This is a genomic window from Kitasatospora sp. NPDC057223 (assembly GCF_042669755.1).
Lineage (GTDB): Bacteria > Actinomycetota > Actinomycetes > Streptomycetales > Streptomycetaceae > Kitasatospora.
In genome coordinates this window covers 1-17,838 of the sequence record NZ_JBHUWW010000160.1, presented here as the reverse complement: position 1 = coordinate 17,838, position 17,838 = coordinate 1, and the positions used below count along the sequence as shown (strand labels likewise).

Annotated in this window: 11 protein-coding genes; 2 read left to right on the top strand and 9 right to left on the bottom strand. The window is 70.1% G+C overall.

The window, feature by feature from the left end; translation table 11 throughout:
• Positions 1-296 precede the first annotated feature (296 nt).
• From ACFUK0_RS35340 to eccD, 9 genes are all read right to left on the bottom strand, one after another.
• Positions 297-1,982, bottom strand: coding sequence for a ribonuclease J (locus ACFUK0_RS35340; RefSeq protein WP_380257254.1), 1,686 nt, complete (start codon positions 1,980-1,982; stop codon positions 297-299).
• A gap of 176 nt (positions 1,983-2,158) precedes the next feature.
• On the bottom strand, positions 2,159-3,058 hold the full coding sequence (dapA, locus tag ACFUK0_RS35335; RefSeq protein ID WP_380257252.1) for a 4-hydroxy-tetrahydrodipicolinate synthase: 900 nt from the start codon (positions 3,056-3,058) through the stop codon (positions 2,159-2,161).
• Positions 3,059-3,297: 239 nt separating this feature from the next.
• A complete protein-coding gene (gene thyX, locus ACFUK0_RS35330) occupies positions 3,298-4,032 on the bottom strand; it encodes an FAD-dependent thymidylate synthase (RefSeq protein WP_380257250.1) in 735 nt (244 codons plus the stop codon).
• Between the two features lie 51 nt (positions 4,033-4,083).
• Complete coding sequence (locus ACFUK0_RS35325; RefSeq protein WP_380257248.1) at positions 4,084-4,545, bottom strand: hypothetical protein; 462 nt, start codon at positions 4,543-4,545, stop codon at positions 4,084-4,086.
• A gap of 7 nt (positions 4,546-4,552) precedes the next feature.
• On the bottom strand, positions 4,553-5,299 hold the full coding sequence (gene dapB / locus ACFUK0_RS35320; RefSeq protein ID WP_380257246.1) for a 4-hydroxy-tetrahydrodipicolinate reductase: 747 nt from the start codon (positions 5,297-5,299) through the stop codon (positions 4,553-4,555).
• Between the two features lie 55 nt (positions 5,300-5,354).
• The gene (locus tag ACFUK0_RS35315) at positions 5,355-6,707 is read right to left on the bottom strand and encodes a M16 family metallopeptidase (RefSeq protein ID WP_380257244.1); all 1,353 of its coding nucleotides are present in this window, start codon (positions 6,705-6,707) and stop codon (positions 5,355-5,357) included.
• Positions 6,708-6,802: 95 nt separating this feature from the next.
• The gene (locus ACFUK0_RS35310) at positions 6,803-9,010 is read right to left on the bottom strand and encodes a polyribonucleotide nucleotidyltransferase (protein ID WP_380257242.1); all 2,208 of its coding nucleotides are present in this window, start codon (positions 9,008-9,010) and stop codon (positions 6,803-6,805) included.
• 482 nt (positions 9,011-9,492) lie between these two features.
• Entirely contained in the window at positions 9,493-9,783 is a 291-nt protein-coding gene (gene rpsO / locus ACFUK0_RS35305) for a 30S ribosomal protein S15 (protein WP_371481479.1), read from the bottom strand.
• A 209-nt stretch (positions 9,784-9,992) separates the two neighbouring features.
• Positions 9,993-11,450, bottom strand: a complete 1,458-nt coding sequence (gene eccD, locus ACFUK0_RS35300) for a type VII secretion integral membrane protein EccD (protein WP_380257239.1) — start codon at positions 11,448-11,450, stop codon at positions 9,993-9,995.
• A gap of 489 nt (positions 11,451-11,939) precedes the next feature.
• On the opposite strand from eccD, the gene eccCa reads away from it, so the two are divergent.
• Both eccCa and ACFUK0_RS35290 read left to right on the top strand, forming a co-directional pair.
• Positions 11,940-15,893, top strand: a complete 3,954-nt coding sequence (gene eccCa, locus ACFUK0_RS35295; protein ID WP_380257237.1) for a type VII secretion protein EccCa — start codon at positions 11,940-11,942, stop codon at positions 15,891-15,893.
• A 481-nt stretch (positions 15,894-16,374) separates the two neighbouring features.
• Positions 16,375-17,787, top strand: a complete 1,413-nt coding sequence (locus ACFUK0_RS35290) for an APC family permease (RefSeq protein WP_380257235.1) — start codon at positions 16,375-16,377, stop codon at positions 17,785-17,787.
• The last annotated feature ends 51 nt before the right edge of the window (positions 17,788-17,838 follow it).

Sequence of the window (17,838 nt, the reverse complement as noted above, 5' to 3'; positions counted from 1 at the left end):
GCGTTGACTTTTGGCACGCTGTTGAGTTCTCAAGGAACGGACACTTCCTTCGAGCCGCTCTCACGGTCTCTCCGGGCGCTTCGTTCTTTCGTGTTTCCAGCTTACCAGACGTTTTCCGCTCCGTTTTCCGGAGTTTCGTTTATCTGATTTGCTTTCCTTTGGCCTTTCGGCGCTCCCGAACTCTACCAGAGTTTCTCGGGCTGCTTTTCCTTCTCGATTCCGAGTCGGAAGAAGCCGATTGCCACTGGGGCAACCCGGAGAACATTACGCTCCGGGCCGCCCCAGGTCAAACCGGGTCAGACCTCGACGACGACCGGGATGATCATCGGCCGGCGGCGGTAGTTGTCCGCCACCCACTTGCCGATGATGCGGCGCACGAGCTGCTGGATCTGACGGACCTCGAGGACGCCGTCGTTGGCCGAACGCGACAGGCCTTCCTGCAGCTTGGCGACGACCGGCACGAATGCGCTGTCGTCGATGCCGGAGCCGCGGGCCTGGATGGTCGGACCGCTCACGATCTTGCCGCTGCTGGAGTCCACCACGACGAAGACCGAGATGAAGCCCTCCTCGCCGAGGATCCGGCGGTCCTTCAGGGAGGCCTCGGTGATGTCGCCGACGGAGGAGCCGTCGACGTAGACGTACCCCGCCTGGACCTTGCCGACGATCTTGGCGACGCCCTTCTCCAGGTCGACCACCACGCCGTCCTCGGCGATGACCGTGCGCTCCTTCGGGATGCCGGTCTTGATGCCCAGGTCGGCGCAGGCCCGCAGGTGGCGCCACTCGCCGTGGACCGGCATCAGGTTCTTCGGCTTGCAGATGTTGAAGAAGTACAGCAGTTCGCCGGCCGAGGCGTGGCCGGAGACGTGCACCTTGGCGTTGCCCTTGTGGACGACGTTGGCGCCCCAGCGGGTCAGGCCGTTGATCACACGGTAGATCGCGGTCTCGTTGCCCGGGATGAGCGAGGAGGCCATGATCACGGTGTCGCCCTCGACGATCCGGATCTGGTGGTCGCGGTTGGCCATCCGGGAGAGGGCCGCCATCGGCTCGCCCTGGGAGCCGGTGCAGACCAGCACGACGTTCTTGTCCGGGAGGTCGTCCAGCGTCTTCACGTCGACGATCAGGTTGCCCGGGACCTTCAGGTAGCCCAGGTCGCGGGCGATGCCCATGTTGCGGACCATCGAGCGGCCGACGAAGGCGACCTTGCGCTTGTACTCGTGCGCGGCGTCCAGCACCTGCTGGATGCGGTGCACGTGGCTGGCGAACGAGGCGACGATGATGCGCTTGTCGGCGTTCGCGAAGACGGTCCGCAGGGCGGCCGAGATGTCGCGCTCGTGCGGGATGAAGCCGGGGACCTCGGCGTTGGTGGAGTCCACCAGCAGGAGGTCGATGCCCTCCTCCGCCAGCTTGGCGAAGGCCGGCAGGTCGGTGAGGCGGCCGTCGAGCGGCAGCTGGTCCATCTTGAAGTCGCCGGTGGCGACGACCATGCCCGCGGGGGTGCGGACGGCGACGGCCAGGGCGTCGGGGATGGAGTGGTTGACCGCGATGAACTCGCAGTCGAAGGGGCCGATGCGCTCGCGCTCGCCCTCCTTGACCTCCAGCACGTACGGGCGGATCCGGTGCTCGGCGAGCTTGGCCTCGATCAGGGCGAGGGTGAGCTTGGAGCCGATCAGCGGGATGTCCGGGTTCTCCCGGAGGAGGAACGGGACGGCGCCGATGTGGTCCTCGTGCCCGTGGGTCAGGACGATGCCGTCGATCTTGTCGAGGCGGTCCCGGATCGAGCTGAAGTCCGGCAGGATCAGGTCCACGCCGGGCTGCTCGGCCTCGGGGAAGAGCACGCCGCAGTCGATGATGAGCAGGCGGCCGCCGTACTCCAGCACCGTCATGTTGCGGCCGATCTCACCCAGGCCGCCGAGCGGGGTGACACGCAGGGCGCCCTGCTTCAGTGCGGGGGGCGCGCCGAGTTCGGGGTGCGGGTGGCTCAAAAGACTCTCCTTACGACGCACGCCATATGCCCGGGGTCCTCCCCCTGGGGACATATGGCGCGCGTACTCAGTGTCGGTTTCCTACTTACCTAGGCTTTGGTGCTCTCGCGCCGTCTTCCGGTTCAGCGGCGAGTCCGCGGGGACTCGGCGAGCCGGGGCGCGCACGTCTGTGTCTGCTACAGGTGTACCCCGCCGGCGGCGAGATCCTCCTTCAATCGCGCAATCTCCTCCGGAGTCGCCGCGATCAGCGGAAGCCGCAGCGGCCCCGCCGGCAGTCCCTGGAGGTTGAGTGCGGCCTTGCTGAGAATGACGCCCTGGGTGCGGAACATTCCGGTGAAGACCGGCAGCAGGCTCTGGTGGACGGCGGTGGCCTTGGCGATGTCGCCGGCGACGAAGGCGTCCACCATGGCCCGCAGCTCCGGGGCGACCACGTGGCCCACCACGCTGACCAGGCCGACCGCGCCGACCGAGAGCAGCGGGAGGTTCAGGATGTCGTCACCCGAGTACCAGGCCAGCCCGGAGCGCGCGATCGCCCAGGAGGCCGCGCCCAGGTCGCCCTTGGCGTCCTTGTTGGCGACGATCCGCGGGTGCTCGCCGAGCCGGACCAGCGTCTCGTGGCTCAGCGCGACGCCGCTGCGCCCGGGGATGTCGTAGAGCATCACCGGGAGTCCGGTGGCGTCCGCGATGTGCACGGTGTGCTGGTAGAGCCCCTCCTGCGGGGGCTTGCTGTAGTACGGGGTCACGACCAGCAGGCCGTGGGCGCCGGCCGCTTCGGCCTGGCGGGCCAGTTCGGCGCTGTGGCGGGTGTCGTTGGTGCCGACGCCGGCGACCACGTGGGCCCGGTCCCCTACCGCCTCCACGACGGCGCGTACCAGCTGGGCCTTCTCGGCGTCGCTGGTGGTCGGCGACTCGCCGGTGGTGCCGTTGACGACGAGGCCGTCGTTGCCGGAGTCGACGAGGTGCGCGGCGAGGCGCTGCGCGCCGTCGAGGTCGAGACCGCCGTCGGCGGTGAACGGGGTCACCATCGCGGTCAGGACCCGGCCGAAGGGTGTCTGGGGGGTGGAGGTCGGAGCCATGCGTCCAAAACTACTCGTAGGCGGCAGGGGGGTACCCATGCCGGTCCAGGGTTCGGACAGGTGTGACACATGTGTGACGATCGCCGGGCCGTCCGGTTCCGGGCCGGGGATGGGATTCCGGTGCTGCTTGCTCGGGGGTTCAAGCAGCACCGGAATCCGTGTCCTGAGCCTAGGTAGCGGCTAGAAAAGCCGCAATCCGGACATGCTTCACAATCCGTCCATATGCCTATCGGCGCAGGTCAGGGCGCGACCCGGCCGTGTGCGTTGAAGGCCGCATGGGTGAGCGGCATGAGCTCGGCCCACTGCGCCTCCATCTGCTCCGCGACCATCTCGATCTCACGCTGCGGGAACGACGGCACGGTGGCCCGCTCGTCCTTCGTCCGCAGCGACAGGAAGTGCATCAGCGAGCGCGCGTTGCAGGTCGCGTACATCGAGGAGAACAGGCCGACCGGCAGCACCGCACGGGCCACCTCGCGGGCCACGCCCGCCTCCAGCATCTCCTGGTACGCGCGGTAGGAGGCCTGGTAGGAGGCCGCCATCTGCTCGGTGACCACCGCGTGCTGCTTCTCGGTGCCCTCGACGAACTCGTACTTGCCGGGGCGGCCCTGCTGGACGAGCCTGCGCTCCTCGTTCGGCACGTAGAAGACCGGCTGCAGCTCGCGGTAGCGGCCGGACTCCTCGTTGTAGGACCATCCGCTGCGGTGCCGGTGGAACTCGCGGAACACGAAGATCGGCGCCGTGATGAAGAAGGTCATCGAGTTGTGCTCGAACGGCGTGCCGTGGCGGTCGCGCATCAGGTAGTTGATCAGGCCCCGGGACTTCTCCGGGTCCTGCCGGAGCGCTTCCAGGGACTGCTCCCCCGCCGTCGAGACCCGGGCCGCCCAGATGACGTCCGAATCGGTCGCGGCGCTGCGGACCAGCTCCACCCCGACGTCGCTGCGGAACTGCGGGACCACTCCCACTTCGTCGCTCACGCGAGAATCCTCCAGAGGATAAGACGGTACTGCTCGGTGACGGCCGCCAGCCTAGCCCGCGACCGGGGCGGCGGCCGACGAGGCGTGCAGGCGGATGGCGTGCTGCATGGTCTTCCGGGCCCGCGGGGTGTCGCCGGCGTCCGCGTACGCGACGGCCAGGCGGAACCACACCCGCCAGTCCCCCGGGGCGGCCTCGGCCTCCTCCTGGCGGCGGGCGAACACCTCGTCCGCCGAGTCCCGGTCGATCCGGCCGCCCGCGGTGCGGCGCAGCTCGTCCACCGGCAGGCCGCCCTCGGCCTCCAGCTCGCGGGCCATCCGCTCGCTGGCCCGGCCGAAGCGGACGGTCTGGCGCAGGAACCACACCCCGATCACCGGGATGACGAACGCGCACAGGCCCATGCCGATGCCCAGCGGCTTGCCGGTGGCGATCAGCTGGCCGCCCTCGAAGACGCAGAGCACGGCGACGAACAGCAGGACGGCGGAGAGCAGGAAGAAACCGGTACGGGAGGTCATTCGGGGCTCACAGGTCCAGGAAGTGTTCGAGGCCGAGGGTCAGCCCGGGGGTCTGCACCACCCTGCGCACGCCGAGCAGGATGCCCGGCATGAAGCAGCTGTGGTGCAGCGAGTCGTGCCGGATGGTCAACGTCTCGCCGCTGTCGCCGAGCAGCACCTCCTGGTGGGCCAGCAGGCCGCGCAGGCGGACGGAGTGCACCGGCACGCCGTCCACGTCCGCGCCGCGGGCGCCGTCGAGGCCGTGCGTGGTCGGGTCCGACTGGCGGGGCAGGCCGGCGGCGTCGCGGGCGGCGGCGATCAGCTGCGCGGTGCGGGTCGCGGTGCCGGACGGGGCGTCGGCCTTGTTGTTGTGGTGCAGCTCGACGACCTCGACGGTCTCGAAGTACTTCGCGGCCTGCTGGGCGAACTGCATGCTCAGGACGGCGCCGATGGAGAAGTTCGGCGCGATCAGCAGACCGGTCTGCGGGGCCTCGCCGAGCCAGCCGCGGACGGTGGCGAGCCGCTCGTCCGTCCAGCCGGTGGTGCCGGTGACCACGTGGATGCCGTTGTGCAGGCAGTAGTCGAGGTTGGCCATCACCGCGTCGGGGTGGGTCAGCTCGACGGCTACGTCGGCGCCCGCCTCGGTCAGCGTCTCCAACTTGGCCTTGCTGTCCAGGGCGGCGACCAGTTCGAGGTCGGGGGCGGCCTCGACCGCCTTCACGGCCTCGGAGCCGATCCGGCCGGTGGCACCGATCACGGCTACGCGCAGCGTCATCTCAGTAGTCCTCTCAGGCGGGCAGTACCAACGGGCAGCACGGTACAGGGACGGCTCAGGCCAGCAGGGCGGCGAGCTTGTCGGCCCGCTTGGCGGTGACCGGGCCGATCAGGGCGAGCGAGGGCCGGTGGGCGCCCAGCACCTCGCGGGCGACCGCGTGGACGTCCTCCAGGGTGACCGCCGCGATCCTGGCGAGCATCTCGTCGACCGACAGGTGGTGGCCGTAGCTGAGCTCGGCCTTGCCGATGCGGTTCATCAGCGAGCCGGTGTCCTCCATGCCGAGCACGGTGGAGCCGGAGATCTGGCCGATCGCGCGGCGCAGCTCCTCCTCGGTGATGCCCTCCTCGACGACCTTGGCGAGCTCCTCGCGGCAGATCTTGAGCACCTCCTCGACCCGCTTGGGCTGGCAGCCGGCGTAGATGCCGAAGAGGCCGCTGTCGGAGTACGAGGAGGAGTAGGAGTAGACCGAGTACGCCAGTCCGCGCTTCTCCCGGACCTCCTGGAAGAGGCGCGAGCTCATGCCGCCGCCGAGCACGGCGTTGAGCACGCCGAGGGCCCAGCGGCGCTCGTCGTGCCGGGGCACGCCGGGCACGCCGAGGACGAGGTGGGCCTGCTCGGTGGGGCGGTTGAGCACCTCGACCTGGCCGGCCGTGCGCACCGTCTTGGCGCCGCGGCGGACCTCGGCGGGGACCGCGTCCGACTTGGCGAGGATCGCGGCGAAGGCCTGCTCGACCTGCTTGACGACCTTGCGGTGGTCCAGGTTGCCGGCGGCGGCGACGACCAGGTTCTCGGGCTTGTAGCGGCGGTGGAAGAACCCGGCGATCTGGTCGCGGGTGAGGTTGTTCACCGTCTCCTGGGTGCCGAGGATCGGGCGGGCCAGCGGGCCGCTGCCGTAGATGACCTTGGCGAAGAGGTCGTGCACGACGTCGCCCGGGTCGTCCTCGGCCATCGCCATCTCCTCCAGGATGACGCCGCGCTCGGCGTCCACGTCCTCGGGGCGGATCAGCGAGCCGGTGAGCATGTCGCAGACCACGTCGATGGCGAGCGGCAGGTCGGTGTCGAGCACCCGCGCGTAGTAGCAGGTGTTCTCCTTCGCGGTGAAGGCGTTCATCTCGCCGCCGACCGCGTCCAGGGTCGCCGAGATGTCCAGCGCGCTGCGCCGCTCGGTGCCCTTGAAGAGCAGGTGCTCCAGGTAGTGGGTGGCACCGTTCAGCACCGGGGTCTCGTCCCGGGAGCCGACGCCGACCCAGATGCCGAAGGTCGCCGAGCGCACCGTCGGCAGGGTCTCGGTGACGACTCGCAGGCCGCCGGGGAGGACGGTACGGCGTACCGTGCCGGCTCCGTCGGTGCCCTTGAGCAGGGTGCGGGTGGTGCCGGGGCGCTGCTTCGCCGCCGAGGCCTGGGCCACGGGGTACCTCCGTTGAGAAAAGATGCAAGGGAACAACAGGGTGCGGCCCGCACGCCTCAAGGGGCGTGCGGGCCGCGGGGTGCGCTAGGGACGCGTCACTCGGACGCGGCCTCGCCGCCCTCTTCGCCCTCGACCACGGGGATCAGCGAGAGCTTGCCGCGCGGGTCGATCTCGGCGATCTCGACCTGGACCTTGGCGCCGACGGCCAGCACGTCCTCGACGTTCTCCACGCGCTTGCCACCGGCGAGCTTGCGGATCTGCGAGATGTGCAGCAGGCCGTCCTTGCCCGGCATGAGCGAGACGAACGCGCCGAACGTCGTGGTCTTCACCACGGTGCCCAGGTAGCGCTCGCCGACCTCCGGCATGGTCGGGTTGGCGATCTGGTTGATCGTCGTACGGGCAGCCTCCGCCGAGGGACCGTCGATGGCACCGATGTAGATGGTGCCGTCGTCCTCGATGGTGATGTCCGCGCCGGTGTCCTCCTGGATCTGGTTGATCATCTTGCCCTTCGGGCCGATGACCTCGCCGATCTTGTCCACCGGGATCTTGATGGTGATGATGCGCGGCGCGTTCGGCGACATCTCGTCGGGCGCGTCGATGGCCTCGTTCATCACATCGAGGATGTGCAGACGGGCGTCCTTGGCCTGCTTGAGCGCAGCCGCGAGGACGGAGGCCGGGATGCCGTTCAGCTTGGTGTCGAGCTGGAGGGCGGTGATGAAGTTGCGGGTACCGGCGACCTTGAAGTCCATGTCGCCGTACGCGTCCTCGGCACCCAGGATGTCGGTCAGCGCGACGTAGTGCGTCTCACCGTCGATCTCCTGCGAGATGAGGCCCATGGCGATACCGGCGACGGCGGCCTTGAGCGGCACACCGGCGTTCAGCAGCGACATGGTGGAGGCGCAGACCGAGCCCATCGAGGTCGAGCCGTTGGAGCTCAGCGCCTCGGAGACCTGGCGGATCGCGTAGGGGAACTCCTCGCGGGTCGGCAGCACGGGGATGATCGCCCGCTCCGCCAGCGCGCCGTGGCCGATCTCGCGGCGCTTGGGCGAGCCCACGCGGCCGGTCTCGCCGACCGAGTACGGCGGGAAGTTGTAGTTGTGCATGTAGCGGCGACGCGTCTCCGGGGAGAGCGTGTCGAGCTGCTGCTCCATGCGGAGCATGTTGAGGGTGGTGACGCCCAGGATCTGGGTCTCGCCACGCTCGAACAGGGCCGAGCCGTGCACGCGCGGGATGGCCTCGACCTCGGCGGCGAGCGTACGGATGTCCGTGACGCCGCGGCCGTCGATCCGGACCTTGTCCTTGATGACGCGCTCGCGGACGACCTTCTTGGTCAGCGCGTTGTACGCGGCGCTGATCTCCTTCTCGCGGCCCTCGAACTCCGGCAGGAGCTTCTCGGCGGCGATCGCCTTGACGCGGTCCAGCTCGTTGTTGCGCTCCTGCTTGCCGGCGATGGTGAGCGCCTGGGCCAGCTCGTCCTTGACCGCGTTGGTCAGGGCGGCGAACACGTCCTCCTGGTAGTCCAGGAAGACCGGGAACTCGCCGGTCGGCTTGGCGGCCTGGGCGGCCAGCTGGGACTGCGCGGCGCACAGGACCTTGATGAACGGCTTCGCGGCGTCCAGACCGGCGGCGACGACGTCCTCGGTCGGCGCGTCGGCGCCGCCCTCGACCAGCTTGATGGTCTTGTCGGTGGCCTCGGCCTCGACCATCATGATCGCGACATCGCCGTCCGGCAGCGTGCGGCCGGCGACGACCATGTCGAAGACGGCGTCCTCCAGCTCGCTGTGGGTCGGGAACGCCACCCACTGGCCCTTGATCAGTGCGACGCGGACGCCGCCGATCGGACCGGAGAACGGCAGGCCGGCCAGCTGGGTGGACGCGGAGGCGGCGTTGATGGCCACCACGTCGTACAGGTGGTCGGGGTTGAGCGCCATCACGGTGACGACGACCTGGATCTCGTTGCGCAGGCCCTTGACGAAGGACGGGCGCAGCGGGCGGTCGATCAGACGGCAGGTGAGGATGGCGTCCTCGGACGGACGGCCCTCACGACGGAAGAACGAGCCGGGGATGCGGCCCGCGGCGTACATCCGCTCCTCGACGTCCACGGTCAGCGGGAAGAAGTCGAAGTGCTCCTTCGGCTGCTTGGACGCGCTGGTCGCCGACAGCACCATGGTGTCGTCGTCGAGGTAGGCCACGGCCGAGCCGGCGGCCTGACGGGCCAGACGGCCGGTCTCGAAGCGGATGGTACGGGTGCCGAAGGAACCGTTGTCGATGACGGCCTCGGCGTAGAACACGTTCTCTTCCACCTGGAAGATCTCCTCTTTCGTACGTTCTCCGGAAGAGCGTCCCAGCGCTTGCCTGCCTAGGGCCCCGGCTCTCTTTCGCAGAGAAGGCAGTCGGGCCGGTCTTCGATCGAAGCCTCCGGGTCGTCCCCTCGTGGGACTCCCGGCGGCCACTACCGAGGACCGGCGCCTCGGCTGCCAGGCCTGGTCGGCGGTCGCGTCTGGACGCTCTCCCGGATGCGGGCGGCTTCCGTTTGAAGCCTTCGTCCCGCGTGGGGTTCGGGTCTCTGCCCGGGCGGCGCTCCGTTTGCGCCATCACCCGGCATGCCCATAACCCTACGGTGCAATCCTCGGCCACCCCGGGAGGTGACCGCGAGTTCTTGTCCGGTACCCGGCGCCGTTGCGACGGGTACCCGTGCCGGCCGCTCTCCGTGTCCTCACGGAGCGGCCGGACTTACGCGCAAAGGGCGGCTCCCCGGTGTGGGGAGCCGCCCCGAGCGGCGGTCCTAGCGGGCGCCGCCGGCGGCACCGCGGCGGATGCCCAGACGGTCGACGAGCGTACGGAAACGCTCGATGTCCTTCTTGGCCAGGTACTGCAGCAGGCGACGACGCTGACCGACGAGGATCAGCAGGCCACGACGCGAGTGGTGGTCGTGCTTGTGCAGCTTGAGGTGCTCGGTCAGGTCCGAGATACGGCGGGAAAGCATGGCGACCTGGACCTCGGGGGAGCCGGTGTCGCCCTCCTTCTGGCCGAAATCGGCGAAGATCTGCTTCTTGACAGCGGCGTCGAGAGCCACAGCAACTCCTTCAAGGTGGTCCGAGTGATCCTGGTCTACGGCACAGGAATCTTGAGAGGACTCGGTGTCGTACAGCGGGCGCGGCCAGGGCCTCCGGGTCGTCGACCCGGGCACACGGCTGCGCTCAATGGCCAAGCGTACCAGTGCCCGCCGCCGGCCCCTGAAGCGGGTCGGCGGCGGGCACCGGGCGGGCGGGGCGCCGGCGGCGGTCAGCCGGTGGCGCCGCGCACCAGGTTGTAGACGTCGAGCACGGCGAGCGCCAGCGGCACGAGGGCCATCAGCGTCAGGCTGTCCACCATGTCGAGGATGCGGCCCCAGAACGGCGAGACGCCGAGCTTCGGCACGACCAGGGCGATCGCGGTCAGGATCGCCGCGCCGAGCCCGATCGAGGCACCCAGCCAGATCGTGCGCAGGTCGACCGCGGTGCTGCTGGTCGCCTTGATGATGAACAGCGGGGTGTGCAGCGACAGGCCCAGGATCAGCAGCGCCAGGCTGATCAGCCCCGCGATGGTGAGGCTGAAGACCTGCGCGGTGTAGCGGAACAGCCGGGCCCGCAGCATCGTCGAGATGCCGATGGTGAGCGCGAGCAGCTGCGCGAACAGCGCGTCGGTGAAGCCGAGCACCGTGCAGGCGCCGACGATGACCGCGGCGCAGCCGCCGACCAGGCCGACCAGCACCTCGTGGCCGCGGCGGGCCTGCTGGGCGATCCGCTCGTACTGGACGCTCTCGGAGCGGGTGCTCTCGTCCTCGTAGTCGCGGCTGCGGGTCCGGGTCTGGCCGGGGGCGCTGAAGCCGACGGGCAGCCGGGCGAAGCGGGCGGACAGGGCCGGCAGGAAGCCGATGACGGCGACGGCCGCGACACCGGTGACGGCCGCGATGTGGCTCGCCGGGGTGCCGGGCAGCAGGACGGCCGCGAAGGTGGCGAGGGTGCCCGCGGTGGCCAGGAAGGCCGCGGCGACGAAGACCGAGTCCTTCTCCGGCAGCAGGCCGACCAGCAGGACGGACACCACCAGGACGGACACGCAGCCGACCAGGAACTGCAGCCGGCCCGGGCCGTCGCCGAGGTTGGCGACGGCGATGACGCCGCTGCCGCCGATCAGGGCGTGCGGCAGGGCGCCGAGGCCGAGGGCCAGCGCCGCGTCGGCGTCCTGGTAGACCCGGGCGCGGACGCCGGCGAAGGCGGTGAGCACGACGGCGGTGACGCCGGAGAGCACCCCGGCCAGGCCGTGCATGTCGTGGCGCAGGTCGGAGAACCAGAGGGCGAAGCCGAGCAGGGCCAGCAGGACGCCGGCGCCGATCAGGCCGAAGGCCCGCATCAGCTCCGGGCTCCAGAACCGGCGGTCGGCCTCGACGGCGGTGGCGATGGCGTCGGCGACGTCGTCGTACACGGCCGGCGGCAGTGACTCACCGAACGGACGCAGGCTCAGCAGGTCCCCGTCGCGCACCTGCTGGGCGGCCAGTGGCAGGCCGCTGTCGAGGACGATCCCGTCGCGGCGGACCAGGTGGAACCCGGTCGGCGCGCCGTCCGGCTGGGTCTGGCCGGACAGCCGGAGCACCTCGGGGTAGACGTCCGCGAGCGGAACGTCCTCCGGCAGTGCGACATCGATCCGGCTGTCCGGTGCCACAACGGTGACCCGGCAGAATCCGGTCGTTGCGTTGGCGCTCACCAGCGCTCCCCCTCGTTGACTGTGCGTCGTTGACTGTGCGTCGCCGGCAGACGCCCGTCCGGGCCCCGGCCGACCTCCCGTGCTGCGTCGGCCCCGGCCGGTCCGGAACTGTCACGATCCGGCCGAGAGTTGGCGCGGCGTTACCCTACCGCTCGGTCCGCTCCCGCCGCGTGTCGGCCCTGCCTGACGGGGCGGTGCGTGCCGGATCCGTTGCGGGGCCGGGCCGTTCGCCCGGTTTCGGCGCAGTTGTCCGCGGCCGGCTGCACAGTTCCTCCGCCGCCGCGTCACAGGAACGCACCCGGCCGGCCCGCAGGGACGCCCCGGCGCGGGGCGTCCGTGGGCGACCAGTAGGATCGGCCCCTGCGCAAGGCGTACGGGGGTTGGGAAGCGCACCCTCTGTGGCGCCTGCGGTCGGCGGAGCGGGGGCGGCGTCATCACACGGGGCGTCCTCACCCGTACGTATCCAGTTGCGTGAGGGCTGATGCTGTTGTGAGCGTTGTGACCGTCAAACGTCCGGCGAGGGCCTACCCGCCCGCCGTGCCGGACGAGCCGGTGGAGCTGGTTACTCCGCCCGAGCTGCCCAGGACGGGCAGCGAGGACTGGATGATGAACCTGCTGCCGCTGCTCGGTATGGGCGGTTCGGCGGCGTTCTTCTTCTCGCCCGGGGCCCAGGGCCCGATGAAGATCATGGGCGTTCTGATGGTCGCCTCGACCGCCGGCATGGCGGTCGCCCAGGTCGTCAAGTCCCGCAAGGGCGGCAACTCGGGGACCACGGACGAACGCCGGGACTACCTGAAGTACCTGCAGCAGATGCGCCGTCAGGTCCGCCGCACGGCCGACCGCCAGCGCGGCGCACAGCTGTTCCTGCACCCGGAGCCCGACCAGCTGTGGTCGATCGTGGCCGAGGGACGGCGGCTGTGGGAGCGAAGGCCGAGTGACGCCGACTTCGCGCAGATCAGACTGGGGCGGGGGCCCCAGCAGCTGTCGACACCGCTGGTGGCGCCGCAGACCGCGCCGATGGACGAGCTGGAACCGCTCGCCGCCGCCGCGATGCACACCTTCCTGAAGTCCCACGGGACGCTGCAGGACCTGCCGCTGGCGGTCTCGCTGCGGGCGTTCTACCACATCACGGTGTGCGGGGACCCGGACACCGTGTACGGCAACGTGCGGGCGATGATCGCCCAGTTGACGACACTGCACTCGCCGGACGACCTGATGGTCGGCGTCGCGGCCGCGCCGGGCGCGGTGGACGAGTGGGAGTGGACGAAGTGGCTGCCGCACACCCAGCACCGCAAGGACAACGACGGGGCCGGCTCGCGCCGCCTGATCGCCACCGGCCTCGGTGAGCTGGAGGAGCTGCTCGCGGACGAACTCACCGGCCGCCAGCGCTTCACCCGCGACTCGGTGCCCAGCCCGGACCAGCCGCACCTGATCGTCATCATGGACGGCGCCTCGGTGCCGGCCGAGTCGATCCTGGCCGGCGCCGAGGGCGTGCAGGGCGTCACCATCATCGAGGTCGTCCCCGGCGACCTGGACGAGCCCACCGGCCACCTGATCGTCACCGTCACCCCGGAGACGCTGCTGCTGGAGTCCGCCTCCGGTGCCTCGTACTCGGGCAAGCCGGACGTCCTGTCCTCCTGGCAGTCCGAGGCACTGGCCCGCCAGCTCGCGCCCTTCCGGATCTCGGCCGGCGGCGACGACCTGGACCCGTCGCTGCTCAGCATGGACTTCACCGAGATGATGAACACCGGTGACCCGGGGTCCTTCGACCCCGCCCGGCACTGGCGGGCCCGGCCGATGCGCGAGAAGCTCCGGGTGCCGCTGGGCGTCGGGAGCAACGGCGAGTACGTCTGGCTGGACATCAAGGAGGCCTCGCTCGAAGGCATGGGCCCGCACGGCATGTGCGTCGGCGCCACCGGCTCCGGCAAGTCCGAGGTGCTGCGCACCCTCGTGCTGGCGCTGGCGGTCACCCACTCCTCCGAGGTCCTCAACCTCGTCCTCGCCGACTTCAAGGGCGGTGCGACCTTCGCCGGCATGGCGGAGATGCCGCACACCGCGGCCGTGATCACCAACCTGGAGGGTGAGGCCACCCTCATCGACCGGATGCGTGACTCGATCGAGGGCGAGATGAACCGCCGCCAGGAGCTGCTGCGCTCGGCGGGCAACTACGCCAACATCAACGAGTACGAGCGGGCCCGCGCGGCCGGCGCCGCCCTCGACCCGCTGCCCTCGCTGCTGCTGATCATCGACGAGTTCTCCGAACTCCTCACCGCGAAGCCGGACTTCATCGACCTGTTCATCCAGATCGGTCGAATCGGCCGTTCGCTCGGTATGCACATGCTGCTGGCCTCGCAGCGACTGGAGGAGGGCAAGCTCCGCGGTCTGGACACCTTCCTCTCCTACCGGCTGGGTCTGCGCACCTTCTCGGCGGCCGAGTCGCGGGCCGCGATCGGCGTGCCGGACGCGTACCACCTGCCGCCCATCCCCGGCGTCGGCTACCTGAAGTTCGGCTCCGACGTGATGGAGCGCTTCCGTGCCGCGTACGTGTCCGGCCCCTACCGGGCGCCCGGCCAGCAGCGCACCAGCAGCGGCCGGGTGGTCACCGCCAAGCCGGTGCTGTTCACGGCGGCCGAGGTCGCGGTCGTCGAGCCGGTGGTGGAGGAGGTCGTGCAGGAGGTCGAGGAGGTCGACGACTCGCTGCTCGACACCGTCCTCGACACCTTCGTCGGCCGGATGATCGGCCAGGGCCCGCCGGCCCACCAGGTGTGGCTGCCGCCGCTCGACGACGCGCCCAGCATCGACCAGTTGGTGCCGCCGCTCCAGGTCACCCCGGAACGCGGCCTCACCTCACCGGAGTTCGGCGCACTCGGCCAGCTCGTGGTGCCGGTCGGCATCGTCGACAAGCCGCGCGACCAGCGCCGCGACGTGCTCTACCAGGACTACTCGGGTGCGGCCGGCCACGGTCTCATCGTCGGTGGTCCGCGCTCCGGCAAGTCGACGCTGGTGCGCACCATGGTGGCGGGCTTCGCGGTCACCCACACGCCGTCCGAGGTGCAGTTCTACCTGATGGACTTCGGCGGCGGCGGTTTCCAGAGCCTGCAGGGCCTGCCGCACGTCGGCGGCAGCGCGGGCCGGCTGGACGCCGAGAAGGTCCGCCGGATGGTCAGCGAGGTGCACGGGGTCCTGAACCGCCGTGAGGAGCTGTTCCGGGCCCGCGGCATCGACACCATCGGCACGTACCGCACCCGCCGGGCGGCCGGCCAGCTGCCGGACGAGCAGTTCGGCGACGTCTTCCTGGTCATCGACGGCTGGCTCACCTTCAAGCAGGAGTTCGAGGCGCTGGAGGGCGTCGTCGGGGACATCGCACAGCGGGGCCTCGGCTACGGCGTCCACCTGGTGATCACCGCCGCGCGCTACGCGGAGCTGCGGCCGGCCCTCAAGGACCTGCTGCAGAACCGCACCGAGCTGCGGCTCGGTGACGCGATGGAGTCCGAGGTCGACCGCAAGATCGCCCAGAACGTCCCGGCGGGCCAGCCGGGCCGCGGTCTGACCGCGGGCAAGCTGCACTTCCTGTCGGGTCTGCCCCGGCTGGACGGCTCCTCGTCCACCGAGGACCTGGTGGACGGTGTGACCGGCCTGATCGAGGCCGTCGACAGCGCCTGGACGGGCCCGCGCGCGCCGCAGGTCCGGATGCTGCCGCAGGTCCTGGACGGCCACGCGCTGCCCAAGGGCTTCGAGCACCCGGAGCTGGGTGTGGCGTTCGGCGTCGACGAGGTGGAGCTGGCTCCGGCCTTCGTCAACTTCGAGACCGACCCGCTGTTCATCGTCTTCGGCGACGGCGAGTCGGGGAAGTCCGCGATGCTGCGGATGCTGATCAAGCAGATCACCGAGCGGTACACCCCGGAGCAGGCCGGCATCGTGGTCGGCGACTTCCGCCGCGCGCTGCTCGGCACGGTGCCGCCGGAGTACCTGGTCGAGTACGCGGCGGCCGCCCCGGCGATGACCAACATCGTGGAGATGCTCCGCGGCGCCTGCTCCCGCCGCCTGCCCGGCCCGGACGTGACCGCCGAGCAGCTGCGCAACCGCAGCTGGTACAGCGGCAAGGACATGTTCGTGATCGTGGACGACTACGAACTGGTGGCGACGCAGTCGGGCAACCCGATGGCGCCGCTCGCCGAGTTCCTGCCGTTCGCCCGCGACATCGGCCTGCGCATCATCATCGCGCGCAGTTCGGGTGGCGCCAGCCGCTCGATGTACGAGCCGATCATGCAGCGGATGAAGGAGCTGGGCGGCCAGGGCATCATCCTGTCCGGCAACAAGGACGAGGGCGCCCTGCTCGGCACCGTCAAGCCCCAGCCGCTGCCGCCGGGCCGTGGCATCTTCGTCTCGCGCCGGATCGCGGCCGGGCAGATGGTGCAGACGGGCTGGCTGCCCACGCAGTGAGGCGGCGTCGACACCACGACGTTCGGTAGCACAGAGTGACGACAAGGGCCGGACCCCGAGGGGTCCGGCCCTTGTCGTGTCCACGGGTCGAAACGTTACCGACCACTTTCCGGGCCACTGCTGCGGTTCCCGCACCCGTCCGGGACGGGCCGGGCTCACCTTGCTCCACCTGGCAGAGGTCGATGTGTGACGCACGCAACCTTCGATTCATCCCATGTAATGCCGCGTTCACCTTTGATTCGACCAGGATTCAGTGAACCTAACAACTCGGACAAAGTTGACAATTACCGTAAGTGATCATGAGATCTGATGTTTAGGCGGGTTGCGACAACGGATTCCGAAGCAGAACCGCCATTGACGCAATCAATACGCACGAGGTTCCATGGCGAACCGGGAGCGACAGAAGCACACACCCAGAGACAGCCGTCGGAGGCGATACCGCTCCCTCCCCCAGCACCGCACAGAGCCGATCGGAAGCCAGATGACCGACACGCTTCGCCCGCCACTCGCCGTAGCCCCCGAGACGGCGTCCGAGGGTTCCACCGGAGCCCCGAAGAAGCTCACCCGTTCGATCGGCGTCGTGGGCGGCACGCTGCTCACGCTGTCCTGCGTGACCCCGGCGTCCTCACTGTTCGTCCTGGTACCGGATCTCTTCGCCAGCCTCGGCACGGCCACCGCCCTGACCATCGCGGTCGTCGCGGTCATCTGTATCGCCGTCGCCTTCTGCTACTCCGAGCTGGGCACCCTCATCCCGAGCGCCGGCGGCGAGTACGCCATCGTCGGCACCCTGGCGGGCCGCTTCGCGGGCTGGCTGGTGTTCATCCAGTCGCTCATCGTGGTGCTCGTCGTCCCCTCGGTCATCGCCCTCGGGACGGCCGAGTACCTCGCGCCGATCGTCAACGTCGACCCGTCGCTCGCCGGCGTCGGCGTGATGCTGGCGGCCACCGTCGCCGGCCTGCTGGACCTGCGGGCCAACGCCTGGATCACCGGCGTCTTCCTCGTCCTGGAGGTCATCGCGGCCGCCGTGGTCGCCTTCCTCGGCTTCAGCAACAGCCAGCGCGGCGTCGGCAGCCTCTTCCACGGCGTGGTGGCCACCGACGGCGGCGGCAGCAGCACCGTCGGCCTGACCGCCATCCTCACCGCGATGGGCATCGGCCTCTTCGTCACCCAGGGCTTCAGCACCGCGATCTACCTCTCCGAGGAGCTGGAGAACCCGCGCCGCAACGTCGCCCGTACGGTGCTGTGGACGCTGGCCATCTCGGTCGCCGTCATCCTCGTCCCGGTCGTCGCGCTCACCCTCGGCGCCCCCGACCTCGCGACGCTGACCGGCGGCGACGTGTCCGGCATGGTCGCCGCCTGGAGCAACTCCGCGGTCGGCACCTTCATCAGCCTCTGCATCGCGCTGGCCATCATCAACGCCGGCATCGTGATGGTCATCCAGAACTCCCGGGTGCTGTTCGCCTCGGCCCGTGACAAGGCCTGGCCCGAACCCGTCAACAAGGCGTTCTCCACCCTCAACCGCTACAACGCGCCCTGGGTCGCCACCCTCGCGGTCGGCCTGCCCGGCGCGGCGCTGTGCTTCGTCACCAGCGGCCTGCTCAGCGAGATCACCGGCGTCGCGGTCACCGCGATGTACCTGCTGGTCGCCGTCGGCGCCCTGCTCTCCCGCGGCGCCAAGCACAAGGACACCCCCGCCTGGCGCCAGCCGCTGTGGCCCGTGCTGCCGGTGCTGCTGATCGTCTTCCTCGCGTACGTGCTCTACCTGCAGTCCGTCCCGGCGCTGCTGTGGACCGGCGGCATCACCGCCGCCGCCACCCTGTACTGGCTGTTCTACCTGCGCCCCCGCCAGGACTCCCGCTGGGTGATCACCCTGCCCGAGGACGAGCAGCTCTGACCCGCCCCCGCACGACACGGCAGCGCCCCGGGCCTCCCCCAAGGCCCGGGG